Annotated in this window: 17 protein-coding genes and 1 tRNA gene; 10 read left to right on the forward strand and 8 right to left on the reverse strand. The window is 40.1% G+C overall.

What is annotated here, in order from left to right; all coding sequences use genetic code 11:
* Nucleotides 1-7: 7 nt before the first annotated feature.
* A complete protein-coding gene (locus tag AC52J8_RS02745) occupies nt 8-622 on the reverse strand; it encodes a septation protein IspZ (protein ID WP_005064166.1) in 615 nt (204 codons plus the stop codon).
* Between the two features lie 44 nt (nt 623-666).
* On the opposite strand from AC52J8_RS02745, the gene AC52J8_RS02750 reads away from it, so the two are divergent.
* Nucleotides 667-1,518 carry a PHP domain-containing protein gene (locus AC52J8_RS02750; RefSeq protein ID WP_086399625.1) on the forward strand — a complete coding sequence of 284 codons (852 nt, stop codon included), beginning with the start codon at nt 667-669 and terminating at the stop codon, nt 1,516-1,518.
* A gap of 5 nt (nt 1,519-1,523) precedes the next feature.
* Here AC52J8_RS02750 and AC52J8_RS02755 read toward each other — a convergent pair whose 3' ends face one another.
* Nucleotides 1,524-2,435: a bestrophin family protein gene (locus AC52J8_RS02755; protein WP_069141498.1), complete on the reverse strand. Its 912-nt coding sequence runs from the start codon at nt 2,433-2,435 to the stop codon at nt 1,524-1,526.
* Between the two features lie 61 nt (nt 2,436-2,496).
* Nucleotides 2,497-3,216 carry a RadC family protein gene (radC, locus tag AC52J8_RS02760; RefSeq protein WP_086399626.1) on the reverse strand — a complete coding sequence of 240 codons (720 nt, stop codon included), beginning with the start codon at nt 3,214-3,216 and terminating at the stop codon, nt 2,497-2,499.
* Nucleotides 3,217-3,315: 99 nt separating this feature from the next.
* Here radC and coaBC point away from each other — a divergent pair, with 99 nt between their 5' ends.
* Nucleotides 3,316-4,569, forward strand: coding sequence for a bifunctional phosphopantothenoylcysteine decarboxylase/phosphopantothenate--cysteine ligase CoaBC (gene coaBC, locus AC52J8_RS02765; RefSeq protein ID WP_002116235.1), 1,254 nt, complete (start codon nt 3,316-3,318; stop codon nt 4,567-4,569).
* Between the two features lie 66 nt (nt 4,570-4,635).
* Here the strand turns inward: coaBC and secF are convergent, their stop codons facing one another.
* The 5 genes from secF to queA all read right to left on the reverse strand — a co-directional run bounded on the left by secF (nt 4,636) and on the right by queA (nt 10,442).
* Nucleotides 4,636-5,601 (reverse strand): protein translocase subunit SecF, encoded by a 966-nt coding sequence (secF, locus tag AC52J8_RS02770; RefSeq protein WP_086399627.1) that lies wholly within the window; start codon nt 5,599-5,601, stop codon nt 4,636-4,638.
* Nucleotides 5,602-5,609: 8 nt separating this feature from the next.
* Nucleotides 5,610-7,511 carry a protein translocase subunit SecD gene (gene secD, locus AC52J8_RS02775; RefSeq protein ID WP_002116237.1) on the reverse strand — a complete coding sequence of 634 codons (1,902 nt, stop codon included), beginning with the start codon at nt 7,509-7,511 and terminating at the stop codon, nt 5,610-5,612.
* 51 nt (nt 7,512-7,562) lie between these two features.
* Nucleotides 7,563-7,892: a preprotein translocase subunit YajC gene (yajC, locus tag AC52J8_RS02780; RefSeq protein ID WP_002116168.1), complete on the reverse strand. Its 330-nt coding sequence runs from the start codon at nt 7,890-7,892 to the stop codon at nt 7,563-7,565.
* Between the two features lie 97 nt (nt 7,893-7,989).
* Nucleotides 7,990-9,123, reverse strand: coding sequence for a tRNA guanosine(34) transglycosylase Tgt (tgt, locus tag AC52J8_RS02785; protein ID WP_002116306.1), 1,134 nt, complete (start codon nt 9,121-9,123; stop codon nt 7,990-7,992).
* A 281-nt stretch (nt 9,124-9,404) separates the two neighbouring features.
* The gene (gene queA, locus AC52J8_RS02790) at nt 9,405-10,442 is read right to left on the reverse strand and encodes a tRNA preQ1(34) S-adenosylmethionine ribosyltransferase-isomerase QueA (protein WP_086399628.1); all 1,038 of its coding nucleotides are present in this window, start codon (nt 10,440-10,442) and stop codon (nt 9,405-9,407) included.
* Nucleotides 10,443-10,624: 182 nt separating this feature from the next.
* Here queA and AC52J8_RS02795 point away from each other — a divergent pair.
* The 8 genes from AC52J8_RS02795 (at nt 10,625) to AC52J8_RS02830 (ending at nt 19,801) form a co-directional block, all read left to right on the forward strand.
* Nucleotides 10,625-10,711 (forward strand) — tRNA-Leu (locus tag AC52J8_RS02795).
* 523 nt (nt 10,712-11,234) lie between these two features.
* A complete protein-coding gene (locus tag AC52J8_RS02800; RefSeq protein WP_086399629.1) occupies nt 11,235-12,506 on the forward strand; it encodes a sensor histidine kinase in 1,272 nt (423 codons plus the stop codon).
* Nucleotides 12,507-12,573: 67 nt separating this feature from the next.
* Nucleotides 12,574-15,324 carry a bifunctional [glutamate--ammonia ligase]-adenylyl-L-tyrosine phosphorylase/[glutamate--ammonia-ligase] adenylyltransferase gene (gene glnE, locus AC52J8_RS02805; RefSeq protein ID WP_075383760.1) on the forward strand — a complete coding sequence of 917 codons (2,751 nt, stop codon included), beginning with the start codon at nt 12,574-12,576 and terminating at the stop codon, nt 15,322-15,324.
* 24 nt (nt 15,325-15,348) lie between these two features.
* On the forward strand, nt 15,349-16,275 hold the full coding sequence (locus tag AC52J8_RS02810; protein WP_004705670.1) for a branched-chain amino acid transaminase: 927 nt from the start codon (nt 15,349-15,351) through the stop codon (nt 16,273-16,275).
* A 68-nt stretch (nt 16,276-16,343) separates the two neighbouring features.
* On the forward strand, nt 16,344-17,234 hold the full coding sequence (locus tag AC52J8_RS02815) for a mitochondrial fission ELM1 family protein (RefSeq protein WP_086399630.1): 891 nt from the start codon (nt 16,344-16,346) through the stop codon (nt 17,232-17,234).
* A 22-nt stretch (nt 17,235-17,256) separates the two neighbouring features.
* Nucleotides 17,257-18,285, forward strand: coding sequence for a glycosyltransferase family protein (locus AC52J8_RS02820; protein WP_086399631.1), 1,029 nt, complete (start codon nt 17,257-17,259; stop codon nt 18,283-18,285).
* Entirely contained in the window at nt 18,282-19,037 is a 756-nt protein-coding gene (locus tag AC52J8_RS02825; RefSeq protein WP_197738966.1) for a polysaccharide deacetylase family protein, read from the forward strand. The genes AC52J8_RS02820 and AC52J8_RS02825 overlap by 4 nt, the downstream gene beginning before the upstream one ends.
* Complete coding sequence (locus AC52J8_RS02830) at nt 19,034-19,801, forward strand: glycosyltransferase family 2 protein (RefSeq protein ID WP_086399632.1); 768 nt, start codon at nt 19,034-19,036, stop codon at nt 19,799-19,801. Before AC52J8_RS02825 ends, AC52J8_RS02830 begins: the two co-directional genes overlap by 4 nt.
* Nucleotides 19,802-19,808 lie beyond the last annotated feature (7 nt).

Raw genomic sequence — 19,808 nt, forward strand, 5'->3', positions numbered from 1 at the left:
AAGCACTTTAAGCGTCTGGTGACTTAAAATGTTTGCGTAAAATAATGAACTGAATAATGATAAATGAAAACATCACGATCATGTCACCAAATGCAGTAAATTCGCCCCAATATTTTCCACCGTGAAATAAAAATGCGAAGAATACATGCAGACAAGACATCACAACAAACATCGCAGCCCAAGCAAAATTGAGGTTTTTCCAACCTTTTTCACTCAAATCTAAAATCGGGTCAAATAAGCGTTGAATGAGCGGTTTACGGTCTTTACCAAACCAAGGTGAAACCAAGAATGCGCCTGCGAAAACTAAATTTAAAATCGCAGCTTTGAGACGAATATAGAAATCGTCACTTAACATGAGGGTGATGCCACCAAAAATGACAGTCATAAACAATACAAACCACTGTTGTTTATCAAGACGGAATTTTTGGAAAACGAATAGGGCACCATATACCACAAGCATTGAAATAATTAAGCCAGTCGTCGCTACAAGAATATTATTATTATCGGCACCACCAGCAGACCCGATCAGTTTCAGTAAAGGATGCTGGGTGTCAGTTGGATCAACTGTTTTATATAAATAGAAGAAAATAATTAATGGAACAAAGTCCAGAAGTGCTTTCATGTTAGAGTATCTGATCAGGTTTGGCGAATGGCATAGTATAAAAGATGCAAGGCATAGATTTACATACACATAGCAATATTTCTGATGGAACTTTGTCTCCGGAATTACTGGTGCAAGCTGCTATAGATGTGAACTTGCATACGTTGGCTTTGACTGACCACGATACAATGGATGGGTTGCAGCGTGCAAAAATTGCTGCACAAGGCCATGATTTAAATATTATTTCTGGTACAGAGATTTCTAGTCAGTGGTCGCGCCCTACTACTAAGAAGAGTTATGGTGTACATATTGTTGCTTTAAATATGCAAGATGAAGCACCAATTTTAGAAGCATTAGAACAACAAAAAAGAATTAGAGCGCAAAGAGCTAAAGTGATTTGTGAGCTATTAGAAAAATGTATTGGTTTTCAGATTTATGATGATGTTCTTGCCAAAGTAGAAAATCAGGCGGATAGGGTAACAAGAACTCATATTGCTAAAACATTGGTCGAGAAAAATGTCGTGACTCGTCCTCAACAAGCATTTGATCGTTTCTTAAAAGAAGGAAAACGTGCTTTTGTAAAGTTTGAAGGACTAAGCTTAAAAGAAACCATTGATGTGATTCATCAAAGTAAAGGCTTCGCAGTATTAGCACACCCGACCCGTTATGATTTATCTGCAACTAACGTTCGTTATTTAATTGAATTATTCGCGACTTCAGGTGGAGACGCAATTGAGTTACCTCCACCAATGGAACCTTTATCTACTCGCCAGATGATTGATCGAATGATTGAACAATATCAGTTGGCAGTTTCAATTGGCAGTGATTTTCATGGTGAAAATATGCCATGGATTAAACTCGGAAATACGCCTAAACCCACTGATAAGCAGTATGGGATTTGGGAGAATTTTATTTAAACTCTTTATAGTAAGTTGTTATCTTGAGCCTGAATTGGCGGTGGGGTAGGTTTACCGAGAGTCCCTAATAGTTCAATCTCGATACTACGTACCATTGCATCTAGCGGTAAATCATTACTTTGAGTACCGAAAGGCTCTTCAATTTCAGAGCTTAGTGCATCTAGACCTAAAAATGTGTATGCCAAAATTCCGACGAGTAAAGGTGTTGCTAATCCAAGCAATGAACCCAGACTAAACGGCAACATAAAACAGAAAAAATAGACTGTACGGTTAAGCAAAACTGAATAGGCAAATGGAATGGGCGTATTGGCAATCCGGTCACAGCCAGTTTGTACAACACTTAAATCTGAAACATTTTTATTCATTTGTGCATAGATGATGTCAGAAATTTCACCTTCTTTAAGTGCCTGCAACAATTCCCAGTGAATGAGACTGAGTGTGTACTGAGGAGCATTATTTTGTTGGTAGAGTTGAGTGAGTGCTTGCTGACTCATACCACTGGTTTGTATTAACTCAGTTGGGTTCGCCGTCTGACGACGTAAACGGTCACGCAATACATTAGCAAAAACAATCACATGTTGAATAACACGCTCACGGCGAGCTTGAGTTAAAATACGGCAGTCACGGTCAAAATGGCGTGAAGTTGCAATTAGAACGCCCCATAATTTTCGGGCCTCCCACCAACGGTCATAACATGCACTATTTTTAAATCCTAGGAAAATAGAAAGTACGACACCAATGAGCGTAAAGCCAACCAGAGGAATCTCTGGAAAGCGATAAAGATTGATGTATTCGACTCCACCAATGATTGCCGAGATCAGCATCACAACGCCTAAGGATGGCAAAATTTTGGGTAAAATTGTGCCTCGCCAAGAGAATAATACTTTGAAAATACTAGGCTGTTCCCGAACAATCATTTTATTTTAAACGTCGCTATTTTTGTTTTGATCTTCTAGGCTTAGTAGTACTTTGTCAATATCATTGAGCTGATATTGTTGCTGGGTTGAGCAGTTGTTGTTCAGCAAAGGAAAAGCTCCCTTCTGGTGAGATAATAAAGTGGTCAAGCAGACGAATTTCGACAAGCTGACAAGCCAGTTCAAGTTGCTGAGTTAAGGCAATATCTTCGGAAGAAGGCTGCGCTGAACCAAAGGGATGATTGTGTGCAATAACGAGCTGGCAAGCATGTTGCTGTAAGGCGTAGCGTAGGGTTTGATTGACCGAAACTGCGCAATGCTGAACTGAACCAAAGAATAGCTTTTTAAAATGAAGCTTTCTTAATTCGGCATCTAGGCACAAAACAGCAAAGACTTCTTGTTTTTCGCCTTTTAATTCATAGCGCAGATAATCCAAAACTAAATCTGATGAATGAAGGCTGAGATTATTTGTCTGGAAGTGATGATCGAGATAACGCCGTCCAAGTTCTTTGACTGCCAGTAATTGTGAATATTTCGTTGCCCCAATGCCATTAAATTGAGTTAACTCACTAAATGAGGCATCAAACACGGCATTAAGATTACCGAAGTGCTGAATGAGTAAACGAGATAACTCGACTGCTGAATATTGCCGTGAACCTGAGCGAAGAAAAATCGCGAGTAGCTCAGCATCTGATAAACTTTGTGGACCTTGTTGTAATAACCGTTCTCTTGGCCGTTCTTGTTCAGGCCAATTTTTAATAGAAGTATTCATATTCCCCAGCATTATTCGCTTAAAATTTTATTTTGTTTGCCCAATCAATCTTGGGTCTGCGCGTATTTAATGCTATTGTGAGCGCCACTGCAACAGAAAGGTATCCTGTTCGTGAGCTTTGATCTAAGCGTTATTCCTCATAAAAACATTGTTTTAGCTGTTACTGGCGGAATTGCTGCCTATAAAAGTGCCATCTTAGTCCGCCGCCTCAAAGATTATGGCTTTGACGTGCGAGTAGTGATGACACATGGTGCTCAGGCATTTATTACACCACTAACTTTTCAGGCTCTTTCTGGTAATCCTGTTCATACTGAACTTCTAGACCCTGCGGCTGAAGCGGGTATGGGTCATATTGAATTAGCACGTTGGGCTGATTTATTACTGGTCGCACCTGCAAGTTGTGACACATTGGCTAAATTTGCGAATGGTTTGGCAGATGATTTACTCAGTACAGTTTTTTTGGCAACAAAATCTCCTGTTTGGGTAGCTCCGGCGATGAATCAGCAAATGTGGGCTGCTAAAGCTACACAACGTAATTTGCAAACCTTGGTCGAAGATGGCGTACATGTAATTATGCCGGATGCGGGTGAGCAGGCATGTGGTGATGTTGGCTTAGGCCGTATGCCTGAGCCAGAAGAAATTGCTCGCCAAGTCGCTGGCTATTTCCATCAAGCTCAACGTGCCATCGCTGAGAAATTTGGACTGTTGGCAGGTAAGCGTGTAGTTATTACTGCTGGGCCGACACGTGAAGCGATTGACCCTGTCCGTTATATATCAAACCATAGTACTGGAAAAATGGGCTTTGCTTTAGCCGCTGCCTGTTATGCTGCTGGCGCGCAAGTGACTCTGATTGCTGGACCTGTAAGTTTAGATACGCCAAATGGTGTTCAACGTGTAAATGTTGCCTCAGCACGACAAATGCTTGACGTCAGTATGAGTTCACTAGAAACAGGCTGCGATATTTTTATTGCCACTGCCGCAGTCGCAGACTATCGCGTAGCAGAAGTTGCTGAGCATAAAATTAAAAAAGCAGGGGATGAGTTGAATGTTTCCCTTGTCAAAAATCCAGATATTGTGGCAACAATCGCAGGTCAGGAAAAACGTCCATTTATGGTGGGCTTTGCAGCCGAAACGCAAAATGTTGAAGAATATGCTGCAGGTAAACTTGTTGCTAAAAAATTAGACATGATTGCGTGTAACGATGTATCACGTGCTGATATTGGATTTGCTTCTGATGAGAATGCGATGACAGTTTTCTTTGCTGAAAGCTATCACATGAAAAAGCGTGAGTTGGAGAAAGCATCTAAACAGGAAATTTCTCAACAATTGGTTGAAGCTATTTCGGATGCATTACGCCGTAAATAATTTTTGAATCAAATAAAAAAACCGCGAATGAATCGCGGTTTTTTTATTTGTCTTGTTTTAGACAACTTAAGGAATTTCATCTTCAAATTCAGGTTTAACCTGAACGATGAAGTCTTGACGGTTAAGACCACGCCATAATGCAAATGCAGTACCGATATAAATCGAAGAATAAGTACCGACAAATACACCAACAAACATTGCCACAGAGAACCAGTGTAGGCCATCACCACCTAAGAACATCATTGCTAGTACAACCAGCAATAAAGTCATTGATGTATGAATGGTACGACGTAAAGTCTCAGTTAACGCAATATCGACGATTTCACGAGGAGTCGCACCGCGAATCTTACGGAAATTTTCACGAATACGGTCTGACACTACAATGTTATCGTTAAGAGAGAAACCAATAACAGCAAGTACCGCAGCTAACACTGTAAGGTCAAATGGCCATTGGAATAATGCAAAAGCACCAATAATAATGATGATGTCGTGGAATAAAGACATTACGGCACCCATCGCGAGTTTGAACTCAAAGCGGATGGTTACGTAGATCAACATTAAGATAAGTGCAAGTGCAACCGCGCCAGCAGAACGAACATAGAGTTCGTTACCAACCTGACCACCTACAGAGTCCACTTTATGAACTTCAGCAGCATTATTTGGTAATTGTACAGCCTTAGTGATCGCGTTATTAAGGTCTTCAACCTTAACTTCTTGTACTGGCATGCGCACAAGTAAGTCTTTATTACTACCTAAGGTTTGTACTACAGCATCTTTAAAACCAGCTTTATCGAGTGCATGAATAACTTCAGATTGATTGGCTGGTTGAGCATAGTTAAGCTCAGCTGAAACACCACCTGTAAAGTCCAAACCGAGGTTAAGACCTTTAGTCGCAATAAAGAAAATACTTGCCAAAGTAATAAGGATCGAGAAGATTGCTGCAGGTTTAGCAATCTTCATGAACGGGATGATTTTTGCATCATCCGGACGACCATATTGTTTTGAATCTTGTTGAGTCACTTTAGTCATCATCGATCTCCTTAAATGCTCAACTTTTTCAAATTACGGCGTTTACCATAAATGATTTGTACGATTGCACGAGTTACTGTAATTGCAGTAAACATCGAACAAATAATACCGATCATTAATGTCACGGCGAAACCTTTGATTGGGCCTGTACCAATTGCAAACAGAATGAATGCAACGAGGAACGTGGTTAAGTTCGAGTCAAAAATGGTGTTATAGGCTCGATCATAACCGGCCACAATGGCCTGTTTGGGTGAGGCCCCCCAGAGCATTTCTTCTCGGATACGCTCACATATCAATACGTTCGCATCGACCGCCATACCAATGGTAATAACGATACCGGCAATACCCGGTAAGGTGAGGGAAGCTCCAATCCATGACATCACGGTTAAAATCATTGCCAAGTTAAACACAAGAGCAAAGTTCGCTATTAAACCGAATACACGGAAGAAAACCACCATCCAGATTGCAACGAGCAAGAAGCCGATTTGAGTAGACAATACACCTTTATCAATGTTTTCTTGACCAAGGCTTGGACCTACTACACGCTCTTCAACAAAGTACATTGGCGCAGCCAAAGCACCAGCACGAAGCATTAATGCAAGTTCAGATGCTTCTTGAGGAGAACTTAAACCGGTAATACGGAAAGTCGAACCTAAAACAGCTTGAACTGTTGCAGCGTTAATGACTACAGACTCAGTGTATGGCGTACGAACTTCTGTTTGTGCACCAGTTTTTGGATCTGTGACATAGTTAATTTTTTGCTTGTTCTCGATGAACAATACCGCCATGCGTTTACCAACTGCATTACGGGTTGCATCGGACATTAGCTTACCGCCAGCACTGTCGAGCGTAATATTTACTTCGGCACCGCCAGAGTCCTGACTAAAGCCAGAGCTTGCATTTTGAACACGCTCACCAGTCAAGATTCGGTTACGTTGCAACAAGAGTTGACGGCCGCTATCTAAAGACTCATAAGCAAAAACTTCTGTACCCGGAGGTAAAGGTTGACCATTATATTTACCCGTATATGGATCGATATATTGATCATTTAAGTCAGAAACTAAACGGAATTCGAGGTTCGCAGTACGGCCTAAAACACGTTTAGCTTCAGCTGTATCTTGTACACCCGGTAATTCAACAACAATACGGTTGCTACCCTGACTTTGTACCAATGCTTCTGCAACACCAAGTTCGTTAATACGATTACGTAATGTTGTTAAGTTCTGATTTACTGCATATGACTGAATTTCTTGGCGACGTACATCGGTATAAGTAAGCTTTAAAGTAGAACCTGTAGAGCTTGCTAATGCCTGTTGGGTATATTCATTCCCATTACGACGTAAAAAATCCATTGCTGCATCACGGTCAGCATTGTCAGCAAATTGAACAGTGATCACATTATTTGTTAATGCAAGACTGTTAAATTTGATCTTGTTTTCACGGAACTGACGACGCAAATCGGTGGCAGAGGTTTCCATACGTTGGGCAACGGCTTTGTCCATATCTACTTCAAGCAAGAAGTGGACACCACCACGTAAGTCCAAACCAAGTTTCATTGGTTTTGCCCCAATCTTTTGCAGCCATTCCGGTGTGGTTGGTGCAAGGTTTAGGGCGACAACATATTCATCACCTAAGTCACGACGTAATACTTCTTTTGCCTTTAACTGTGCTTCAGATGAACTGACACGCAATAGGGCAGCATTATTTGTAAAAGTATTGTCATGGCTCGCAATATTTGCTGTTTTTAAAATTTGCTCTGCTTTTTTCACCACACTTTGATCAATTTGGGTACCAGCTTTGGCACCGGAAATTTGAACAGCGGGCTCATCCGGATATAGACTCGGCAGTGCGTATAATGTACTGATTACCAGAACAACCAGAATCAGTAAATATTTCCATGCAGGGTAACGCATTCGCTTTCTTCTTAAATGAAAAAGCCGTGCTAAAGCACGACTGTTTTATGATTAAAGGTTATTTAGAGTGCCTTCAGGTAATACTGAAATTACGCTGGCACGCTGAATTTTTACTTCTACACCACGGCTAAGTTCAACAACTGCATAGTCACCTTCAATTTTGGTTACTTTGCCCATTAAACCACCAGCGAAAACAACTTCACTACCAACACCTAAGCTCTCAATCAAAGAACGGTGTTCTTTAGCACGTTTTGCTTGAGGGCGCCAAATTAAGAAATAAAAGATTGCAACGAATACGACAATCATCAAGATGTTTGGCAAAATACCATTAGTTGGGCCAGCTGCCGGTGCTGCATGAGCAGCAGAAATTAAAAAGCTCATTTTGATTTCCTAAAGTTAAAAATATGAGTCAGATAACTGACATAATCCTAATTCGTTTTGCAATTTACCTTGTCTTGAGGTTGAGCGCAAATCTGGCTTATTCATCAACCGGACATGGTGGAACTTCTAAACCACGACGGGCATAAAAGTCCTGAACAAATTCATCAAATGTGCCATTGTCTAATGCATCACGCATACCTTCAGTTAAACGTTGGTAATAACGTAAGTTATGAATAGTACCGAGCATAGACGCTAACATTTCTCCACATTTTTCAAGGTGGAATAGATAAGCACGGGTGAAGTTCTTACAAGTGTAGCAATCGCAATGTGGATCGAGCGGGCTCTGGTCATGGCGATATTTACTATTACGAATACGTACCAGACCATCAGTGACAAAATAATGACCGTTTCGCGCATTACGAGTCGGCATTACACAGTCAAACATATCGACACCGCGGCGCACCGCTTCAACGATATCTTCTGGTTTACCAACGCCCATCAAATAACGCGGTTTGTCATGCGGCATTTTATTCGGTAGATAATCTAAAACTTTGATCATCTCTTCTTTAGGTTCACCTACAGATAAACCGCCAATTGCATAACCGTCAAAGCCGATTTCTAAAAGACCATTTAAAGACTCATCGCGTAAGTCTTCATACATGCCACCTTGAATAATGCCAAATAACGCATTGTGATTTTTGAGCTCATCATGATGATGGGTTTTACAACGTTTTGCCCAGCGTAAAGAAAGCTGCAATGATTTTTGAGCTTCTTCATGTGTTGCAGGGTAAGGCGTACACTCATCAAAAATCATAACGATGTCAGAGTTCAAGACCTGCTGAATTTCCATAGAAATTTCAGGTGATAAAAATACTTTTGAACCATCAATCGGTGAGCGGAAAGTAACACCTTCCTCTTTGATTTTGCGCATTGCGCCAAGACTAAAAACCTGGAAACCGCCAGAGTCAGTCAAAATTGGCTTATTCCATTTAATAAAGTCATGCAAACCACCGTGTTCTTTAATCACTTCAAGACCCGGACGCAAATATAAATGGAATGTATTTCCTAAAATAATTTGTGCCTGAATGTCTTCGATGTCACGAGGTAACATGCCTTTGACTGTGCCGTAAGTCCCCACTGGCATAAAAACAGGTGTTTCAACAACACCATGTTCTAAAGTTAAACGACCACGACGGGCGCGCCCCGACTGACCTAATTTTTCAAACTTCATCTAAAAATCCTGAACACGAGCAGAGGCGAAGAAACAGTTCGCTGCTAAAAAGAGGGCTATTTTCCTTGATTCTGCGATGTAGTTCTACTACTAAATGTAGCTGTTATATAAAAAGATTGGAGAAACTAAGGATAGGTTTTATGGCATAGATATTTTAATGAAGGAAATATCTAAAATTCAGGCTTATAAAAATTATAATCGACTTGGTAAAGCTAATCGATATTGCTAAATATTTGCATCCATATTATAGATGATTAACAATATCGATCAGAATTTAATTTTTAAGCTTCTAACTTATCAATCAACATTGCATCGCCATAGCTAAAGAAACGATAGCGGCTTTTAACTGCATGTTCGTAGGCAGCTAAAATGTTGTCTCGATTTGATAGCGCTGATACCAACATGAGCAGGGTAGACTCTGGTAAATGGAAGTTGGTAATTAAACGGTCTACGATGCAGAACTCATAACCCGGATAGATAAAGATTTGTGTGTCGCCCGTCCAAGCTGCAATTTTACCGCCATGAGCTTGAGCTGCACTTTCTAAAGCACGTGTCGCAGTTGTACCAATGGCAATCACTTTATTGCCGCGTGCTTTAGTCGCCAAAATTAAATCAATAGTTTCTTGAGGAACATCACACCATTCACTGTGCATGACATGATTGGTAATGTCATCAGTACGAACAGGCATAAAGGTGCCAGCACCGACATGTAAAGTCACAAAAGATTTTTGAATATTTTTTTGCTCTAACTTTGCTAGTAACTCTTCATCAAAGTGCAAGCTCGCAGTAGGAGCGGCAACACTGGCAATTTTTTCAGGATTATGGAAAACCGTTTGATAGCGTTCAGTGTCAATTTCTTCCGCTTCACGGTTAAAGTAAGGTGGAATAGGTAACTGGCCATATTGCTCAAGAACAGGCAAGATCGGCTGTGAAAACTCAACCACAAATAAATTTTCGTGACGGCCACGTACAATCACAGGAATATTATCTGCACCAACAAAAAGCTCTGCACCCGCTTTAGGCGAGTTACTCGATTTGATATGACAATACGCTGTGGTGTGGTTCAGCATACGCTCAACCAAAATCTCAATAGCACCGCCTGTAGAGCGTTTTCCTTTAAGTCGAGCTTTCATGACCTTGGTGTCATTAAGCACCAACAAATCACCTTCTTCGAACAGATCGATAATGTCTGTGAACATGTGATCGTGATATTGACCCTTTGAATCTAGGTGCAACAACCGCGAAGCACTACGTGATTCGAGAGGGTAACGGGCAATGAGTTCATCAGGTAATTCAAAGGAAAAGTCAGACAGTTGCATATTTGAGAAAAAACACCACAAAAATTGAGCCTAGTATAAACTTTTTCGCTTTTTTATGGCTGTGCTTCTGACCTAAATCATGAAAAATGTTTAAATGATCTAAAAGTGAACGATAATATTCACTTAGGGTTTGACAAGTTTTACAAACGCGCTAATATACGCAACACAAACATACTTCCTCTCCCGAGGTGGTGAAATTGGTAGACGCGGCGGACTCAAAATCCGCTGTCAGAGATGACGTGTCGGTTCGAGTCCGACCCTCGGGACCAAGATTCAGAATCGTAAGATTCTACGAAAACCCCTAAACTAACGGTTTAGGGGTTTTTTGTTGGGTATAAAAAAGTGGATAGAGCTTAAGAAATTATGAAATGAGTATTTGATCCCGAGGGTCGGACTCGAATTTCTAGCTATAAATTTAGAGCTTATAAAAATCTTTCATTTTTTAAGCTTAAGAAGTTCTTCTTTAAATACCAAACATCTTTGATAAAAGCGAAACTGAGCAAGAATCTAAACTCTTATTCAACTAATATTTTTGACCATCTTTTAATAATATTATCAACTCGCATTTCTAACATCTTACAACTGTCTACCTTCAAATATTTGTTGTATTTTCCTCAAGCATACCTACTTTATGTATCTGAAAATCTTTAATTGAAACTTCACATTTCTATTTTGAAAAGAACGTTGCTCTTTTAATGTACTGTGTTAAAGTTTGTAGTAGATCATAATGATTATAAGTACATTTATTGAGAGCGGTTCCGACCAAAAACGACATAATCTGTGAGGCGGGCAATGACATTCCAACGTTTAGAACTAAATCAGGTTGAGCAGTTAAGTGCTTGTAGGATATCTCTGTTGCTTGGATTAAACGCCGAGCAGAACTACATCGAGCAATTTTTCCGGTTTAGTCTTCGTCTTTTGAATTGTAAAAAAGCCTTATTGACTTTTAATCAGGAACCTTACTTTTGGCACCGTTGCCCTGAAGGCATGACGGCAATCTCGTTTAAACCATCAAAGCATTTAAAACAGTGCTTCGCCAAACAACAGGTGATTAATCACTTACATCCTTCATATCAAAATTTAATCAACTATTTAAAAGAATTAAATATTGAGTGCAGCAGGGCATTGGCTGTGCATCTTTTACACCCTGATAAAACCTCAATGGGGTTTGCTGTCTTTTTCGATGATGATGCGTCAACGTTTGAAGATGATGATATTCAATTATTGCTCGATTATTGTTCTAGTTTTATGCAACAAGTCGAGTTGAAGTTTAACTACGAAGAGTTAAATGAATTATACGAGCAACAAGTGGCACTTAATTCGAGTAAAACAAAATTTTTCTCGATTATTTCGCATGACTTACGTGCGCCTTTTCATGGATTGCTCGGATTTTCTGAGGTACTCGCTAAAGAGCGTGAAACTTTAGATGAATCTAGTATTCAAAATATTGCAGACTATTTATATGACACCTCACAATCGACCTATAACTTGCTTGAAAGCTTACTAACATGGGCGATGGCCGAGGGAGGGCGTTTTGTTTATCACCCAATTAATTTTAAGCTTAGACAAGTCAGCAATATCGTTTGCGATGTACTGCACACATTAGCTTTAAAGAAAAATATTGAACTGGTTAATGGTGTTCCAGATGATTTAAACATCTACGCCGATATCAATATGATGACTTCCGTGATTCAAAACTTAGTGTCAAACGCGCTGAAATTTACCGACGTTGATGGATCAGGCAAAGTCTTTATTGAAGCTCAACAAGCGGATGCAAATGTAGAAATTACTGTTCGAGACACAGGTCTGGGTATGACCGAGCAACAAATGGCAAATTTATTCCATCCACGTATTACTGCTAGCTTTAAAGGTACTGCAGGGGAAAAAGGTGCTGGTTTGGGTTTGAGTCTTTGCAAGCGTTTTGTCGAGATTAATCAGGGGCAAATTACTGTTAGCTCTAAAGAAGGGGTTGGAACGACATTTAAAGTTCTATTACCTTCAGCTCATGAAAGTCATGAGGTGCATACCGAACATCATTCTTCATCAGAAGCAAAATTAGTCTAATCCCTTTTCCTAACACTACTCGAACTGCTATAACTAAAAACAGAGTACGAGGAAAAGAGCTTTTTATATGAATGCGGAGCAGTTACAAAAAACATTGCGTGCCAGTCAGTACGCAGAACAAGTTTTAGGTTTGCATCAAGCTGTTTTAGAACAAGATTATCAAATAGATCAATTTACTGCACCGCTCTCGACCGAACAGATTTACCAATTTGTACAGACCACGCTAGATGGAATTGGTGATGAAACGCTTTGGATGCGCGGAATGCGCATTTTACGTAGCCGTTTAATGTTCCGCTGGATCTGGCAGGATGCCAATCAGCTTACCGATGTTGTCACACTCACTCGCGAACTTTCTGATTTTGCCGATGCCAGTATTTGTGCAGCAAAGGATTTTGCGCGTGTAGCACTTGTGGCGAAACACGGTGAACCTGTGAGCTACTCTGGCAAAGTTCAAGATTTGATTGTTGTTGCCATGGGTAAGCTTGGTGCTCAAGAGCTTAACTTGTCGAGTGATATCGACTTAATTTTTGCCTTTGATGAGCAAGGTGAAACCAATGGCCGCAAATGTATTGATGTACAGCAGTTCTGTATTTTGTGGGGACAAAAACTCATTTATTTGCTTGAACACATTACCGCAGATGGTTTTGTGTTTCGAGTCGACATGCGCTTACGTCCTTGGGGGGATGGCTCGGCATTAGCGATTAGTCATGCAGCTTTAGAAAAATATTTAAGTCAACATGGCCGTGAATGGGAACGTTATGCCTGGATTAAAGCGCGTGTTGTCACGGGAGGTAAAGAAGGACAGGATTTGTTAGAAATGACACGTCCTTTTGTGTTCCGCCGCTATGTCGATTACACCGCTTTTGCTGCAATGCGTGATATGAAAGCGATGATTGAGCGCGAAGTTTTGCGTCGCCATATTGAGGATGATATTAAACTCGGAGCGGGTGGTATTCGTGAAATTGAGTTTATTGTTCAGGTCTTTCAGCTTATTTATGGCGGGTCTAAACGTGAGTTACAAGACCGCCAGTGTTTAGTTAGCCTTGAGCACATTGGTGAAGCTGGCTTATTAGAAAAACAAGCTGTATTAGAACTTGAAGATGCTTACCTATTCTTACGCCGTGTTGAACATGCAATTCAAGCTCTCAACGATCAGCAAACCCAATTATTACCAGAAGAATTGGACTTAAGACAACGCATTATTGATACCTTAGATTTCGCTAGCTGGAATGAGTTTCTCGATGTTCTTAATGAAAAACGTCAAAAGGTAAAAGTTCAATTTAAGCAGCTCATTGAAGATACCAGCTCTAATGCAGCAACTGAAAATTTCGGACAGTTAGAGCAGCAGTTAGATGAAGTGTTGGATGACAATGCGAAAAATCTGATTCATGAGTTTTGGCATGGTCATGCACTTAAAAAACTTCCTTCAAATGCTGTGCAGCGTTTAAAAACATTTTGGCCTCATTTAATCGAAGCGATCTTACAGTCTGAACAACCTCAAACTGCATTGTTGCGTTTAATGCCGCTGATTGAATCAGTCATGCGTCGAACAGTGTATTTGGTGATGTTGATTGAAAGTAAGGGAGCATTGCAACGCTTAGTGAAAATGGCGACGGTGAGCCCGTGGATTTGTGAAGAGCTAACGCAATATCCAGTACTGCTTGATGAGTTCTTATCGATGGATTTCGAGTTGCCAAAGCGTAAGGACTTGGAAGACTCATTGCGTCAGCAATTGCTTCGCATTGAAATTGATCAGGTCGAAGACCAAATGCGAGCACTTCGCCTGTTTAAAAAGAGCAATGTGTTAACTGTTGCTGCAAGTGATGTCTTAGCTGAAAGCCCTCTTATGAAGGTTTCCGATGCATTAACTGATATTGCTGAAGTGAGTGTTAATGCAACCCTACATTTAGCTTATCAAACTGTGGCGAAGCGCCATGGTTACCCAAAAGATGTTGATGGGAAACGCTGCTCACTCGACTACAAAGCTTTTGCTGTCATTGGTTATGGCAAAGTGGGTGGTATTGAGCTGGGCTATGGTTCTGACTTAGACCTTGTCTTTATTCACTATCTAGATGAACAATCCGATACGGATGGAACCAAGTCAATTAGTGGCTTTGAATTTGCTATGCGTGTTGCTCAAAAGTTTATGTCTTTGATGACTACGCAAACGCTAGATGGTCGTGTCTATGAAATTGATACACGCTTAAGACCTTCAGGTGAAGCAGGTTTATTGGTAACAAGCCTGAAAGCCTATGAACACTATCAGTTGAAAAGTGCATGGCTTTGGGAACATCAGGCATTAGTACGTGCGCGCTCTATTGCAGGTGATGAGGTGCTTTGCCAGAAATTTGAAATATTTCGACGCGAGATATTGACTCAATCTAGAGATGAGGCTTATGTTCGTGAGGAAGTGTTGAAAATGCGTCAGAAAATGAAAGACCACCTAGGTTCGTCTTCTGAACAAAAAAAACATGGTATTTTTCATTTAAAACAGGACGCAGGTGGTATCGTCGATATCGAATTTATGGCACAGTATGCTGTACTTGCATGGAGCGGGACGAAACCCGATCTCGCCCATTATTCTGATAATGTAAGAATATTAGAAGATGCTGCTAAAGCAGACTGCTTATCCAGTGAAGATGCCACAGCATTAATTCGAGCCTATCTTAGTGAACGTGCCGAAAGCCACCGCTTAGCCCTTGCAAATCAATCCATGCAAGTCAGCGCAGCGGACTGGCGTAGTACCCGTGCGGTCGTTTGCAATTTATGGCAAAGATTAATAGACCCAACCGCCTCGGTTGAGTTGGATAGTGAATGATTTTATAACAATTTGGAGTGTTCCATGAATTTGGCTGATCGTGATGGTTTTATTTGGCAAGATGGAAAATTAATTGATTGGCGTGATGCAAAGATTCACGTTTTAACCCATACATTACACTACAGTATGGGCGTATTTGAGGGTGTTCGTGCTTATGAAACACCTAAAGGTACTGCCATTTTCCGTCTTCAAGACCACACAAAACGTTTGTTAAATTCAGCAAAAATTTATCAAATGAAAGTGCCTTATGATCAAGCAACGCTTGAACAAGCACAAATCGATGTTGTTCGTGAAAATAAATTAGCTTCTTGCTATTTACGCCCTTTGATCTGGATCGGTTCAGAGAAACTAGGTATTGCAGCAACAAATAACACAATTCATGCTGCTGTTGCTGCGTGGGCGTGGGGTGCATACCTTGGTGATGAAGCGATGGCGAAAGGTATTCGCGTAAAAACTTCATCATTTACTCACCATCATCCAAACGTGACTATGTGTAAAGCAAAAGCATCTGGTAACTACACGTTGTCAATTCTTGCTCACCAAGAAGTTGCACACTCAGGTTATGATGAAGCAATGTTAATGGACCCACAAGGTTATGTATGCCAAGGTTCAGGTGAAAACGTATTCTTGATTAAAGATGGCGTTTTACACACTCCAGATATCGCTGGTGGTGCGCTTGATGGTATTACACGTCAAACTGTGATGACAATCGCTAGAGATCTTGGTTACCAAGTTGTTGAGCGCCGTATTACACGTGACGAATTCTATATTGCAGACGAAGCATTCTTCACAGGTACTGCTGCTGAAGTAACACCAATTCGTGAATATGATGATCGTCCAATCGGTTCGGGTACTCGTGGCCCAATTACCACTGAAATCCAAAAAACTTACTTTGATGCGGTTCAAGGTAGAAATCCGAAATATGAACACTGGTTAACTTACGTAAAATAAGTTAATCCGTTAACATAAAAAGGCGAACATAAGTTTCGCCTTTTTATTTTTTGGCTTAGGGAGCTTCTATGCATATTGTCTATGTGTCTGATGGTAAGGCAGGGCACCGCTCACAAGCATTAGGCTTGTTTCAGGCAATGCAAAGACAACAGCCAGAAACAACTTTTGAAGAGGTCCTAATTTCTGAGTTACCTATTATTTCTCTGATTCAAGCACTTTTCTATTCAAAAAAATCCTTATTTAAACAAGTGCCTGACTTTGTATTTGGCGTGGGAAGTCACACACATTTTCGTGTTTGGTTACTCGGTAAAATTTTCAAAAAGGCCAAAACTATTATTTTAATGAAGCCAAGTTTACCTATTGGTTGCTTTGATTATGCTGTTATTCCAGAACATGACGGTATTCATGCTGATAGCCATGTAATTGTCACGCGTGGTGCATTAAACCCCATCCGTAATGAAAATCGCCATCAAACCGCGAGAGTTTTAATCGCTTTAGGTGGTTCATCTAAACGACATCAATGGAACCAAAATAAAGTATTAACCAGTGTTCAAAAAATTGTTGAGAATAATCCAGAAGCTGAAATTATTCTGACTACTTCACGTCGAACCCCAACAGAGTTTGTCGATATTTTAAAACAACAAAGTTTTGCCCAGCATTTACACATATTTCCGGTTGAGCAAACACCTCAAGGCTGGATTTTCGAAGAAATGCAAAAAGCAGAAGCTGTGTGGGTAACAGAAGACAGTGTATCTATGATTTTTGAGGCTCTTACTGCGGGTTGTCGAGTCGGGGTGATGGCAATGGAGCGCTTGAAAGACGACCGGATTACGCACTCAGTTGATCAAATGTTAGAATCAAAATTAATTTCACAGCAGACCTCTGTTGTACAGTTACCACAACCTTATGCTTTTAAAGAAGCGGACCGTGTGGCAACATATCTTTTAGCAAAAAATTAAATTTTTTATTTTGAGTAAATAAATGAAAATATTGCATATTGCAAATTTTGGCTTTAATAAACAAGGCGCCCATTTTTACTGCACAGACCGTAAAATTTCTGCCGGATTAATTGAAAATGGCCATTTCGTTTATGATTTTAGTTTTCGTGACATGGCTCGAATGGGTACCATTTTTAAAACAAAAAAACTGGGTGCTAATTGGGCTAATAAAGAAGTCCTAAAAGTCGTTAATAATATTGAGCCGGACTTGGTACTGATTGGGCATAGTGACTTAATGAGTCCAGATGTTCTAAGACAAATTAAAGAATCTTATCCAAATACTAAAATTGCATTTTGGTATGTTGACCCGCTTTATCTTGAAAACAAACTCGACTTTGTCAAAGCATTCTCGCCATATTTAGATGCTATTTTCTGTACAACAGGTGGTGAATATCTACAAAAGTTAAAACAGCCTCATTTAAGTGTGGCCTACTTGCCAAATGTGGGGCATCGTAATGTAGAAACACTACAGCAATTTTCAAACTCTAACACAGACAAGACCTTTATTTTTTGTGGTGTAGTCTATAAAGAACCTGAGCGTGAGAAGTTCTTAAAGGATTTGGCAGATGCTTTGCAACAAGGTCATGTGAACTATCAATATTATGGTTGTTTTGAACAACCGGGTGTTTATGGTAAAGCGTATTATAAAGTTCTGTCTGAAACAAAAATGGGACTTAATTACTCACGCCGTAATGATGTAACCTTGTATAGTTCTGACCGTATTGTACAGCTGACTGGTAATGGTTTACTCACTTTTAGCCCAAGAATTCCGGGCTTTGAGAAGCTCTATACTGAGCAGGAAGTAGTTTACTTTGATGATCAGTTTGACTTGGCCAAGAAGATCCAATTCTTTGATCAAAATCCAGAGCATGCTGAAAAAATAGCGAAAGAGGGCTGGGAGAAAACACGTAAATCTTTCAATGCTAAGCGCATCACCCAATTTATGGTTGAAGTGACATTTAAGCAGCCACTTTCAGAAGATTATGAATGGTCACATGAGGTTTATGCATGATGTGGTTCTTGTACGTTGCGGTGGGCCTATTAGTACTTACTGCACTGTTATATGTGCTGGGTAATTATACATTCTGGCTTCCGTTTCGTTCGAATAAACTACCACGCATTGTGATGTTGCATCAGGTTACTCCTAAAGATGCAGCCTCTGGCATGAACATGCCTCCTGAAAAGTTTGAACAACTCTTACAACTGTTAACTCGTAAAGGAGCTATCTTTTGCTTTGTTTCTGAGCTTGAGCAATACCGTAATCAAAAGAATGTGGTTGCCTTAAGTTTTGATGATGGATTTATGGATAATTATCTTTATGCCTATCCATTACTCAAAAAATATAATGCGAAAGCAACCATTTATTTGGCAACTCAAATTGAAGGCATCGAAAAGCTCACTCATGATCAAATCCATGAAATGGCCAACTCTGGTTTGATTGAATTTGGTGCGCATACACAACATCATGTGAACTTACTTAAGCTTGACGATCAAACGGCTTACGATGAGATGCTTCAGTCTAAGCGTGATGTTGAAGCATTAGTTGGAAAATGTCCGAGCTTTGCCTATCCATTTGGTCGATTTAACGAAAAACACCAGAAAATGGCCCAAGAAATTGGCTTTAAAAACGCAGTGTCGACTCGTAAAAAAATCGAAGCCTATGAAGCTGTTAATCAATTTAATATTCCACGTGTCAGCACGCATGGCGCCATGAATGCGTTACAGATGCGTATCGCCCTTGCTAAAGGACGTTATAAGTTATGAATAAAATTCCATGTAGTGTCTATATTGTCACTTTAAACTGTGGTGCTTGGTTAGAGCGAACTTTGCAAAGTGTCAGTGAGTTTGATGAAGTTATTATTTTAGACTCGGGCAGTACCGATAATACCTATGAAATTGCTCAGCATTTTGAAAATACGCAAATTTCTCATCAAGACTGGCAAGGTTACGCTGGGCAAAAAAGTTTAGCTTTAGAAAAATGCCGAAATGATTGGGTGCTCAACCTAGATGGTGATGAAGTTTTATCTAGCGAGTTAAAACAAGAAATTGTTGAGACCATTCAGCAAAACAAACTTGATGCTTTAATCACACCGATTAATGATGTGTTTTTAGGTGTTCCAAACAGCAAACATACTAAAAAACATGCAAAGGTGCGTTTTTTCCGTAAGTCCAAAGGGCATTATGACCTTGCCAATAAAGTCCATGAAAATGTGATCGTAGATGGTGAATGTCAGCGTGCCCAACACGATATTTATCATTATGGTGAATCGAGTATTTTCGTTAAGGTCGAAAAAAATAACCAATATTCCAACTTAAAAGCATTAGAGAAATACCAAAAAGGAAAGTCTCCAAGCGTTGCTAAATTGGTTTTAGTGATGCCTGTGACTTTTATGAAGTCTTATTTTATTCGCCGTAGCTTCTTAAATGGTTGGCGTGGTTTCGTAAATAGTATGATTAACGCATTTTATGCATTTCTAAAAGAAGCCAAGCTTTTTGAACAAACCATGAATAAAGATAAAAATAAGTAGGCAAGCT

This window comes from Acinetobacter sp. S-1, from assembly GCF_059579785.1.